Raw genomic sequence first — 379 nt, forward strand, 5'->3', positions numbered from 1 at the left:
GCACGCCGCAGGCGATTCGCGCCGATGCCGCCGTGCGCGAGGCCTATCTGGGCGCCGACTTCGGCGCGGCATCGTCATGAGCACGACGAGATCGTTACTGCTCGACGTCGCGGGCCTGCGCGCGTGGTACGGCGCGAGCCAGGTGCTGCATGGCGTCGATCTGCGCATCCACGCGGGCGAGGTCGTGGCGCTGGCGGGCCGCAATGGCTCGGGGCGCTCGACCTTTGCAAAGGCGCTGATGTCGATGGTCGCCGCCGACGGCGTGCGCCGCTTTGCTGGCGTCGATCTCGCGCCGCTGCGGACCTTCGAGATCGCGCGCCTCGGCCTGGGCTACGTGGCGGAGCAGCGCGACGTTTTCCCCACGCTGAGCGTCGACGAG

General features: G+C 71.2%; 2 protein-coding genes. Both read left to right on the forward strand.

Annotated elements, in window-relative coordinates; translation table 11 throughout:
- The coding region (locus tag SB751_RS28480; RefSeq protein WP_410748851.1) for a hypothetical protein at positions 1-80 on the forward strand (80 nt) is incomplete at its 5' end.
- A partial coding sequence (locus SB751_RS28485; protein WP_410748850.1) for an ATP-binding cassette domain-containing protein occupies positions 77-379 on the forward strand: 303 nt, incomplete at its 3' end. The genes SB751_RS28480 and SB751_RS28485, both read left to right, overlap by 4 nt.

The sequence above is a fragment of the Cupriavidus sp. SIMBA_020 genome (genome assembly GCF_046535395.1).
In the GTDB taxonomy this organism is placed as follows: domain Bacteria; phylum Pseudomonadota; class Gammaproteobacteria; order Burkholderiales; family Burkholderiaceae; genus Cupriavidus; species Cupriavidus campinensis.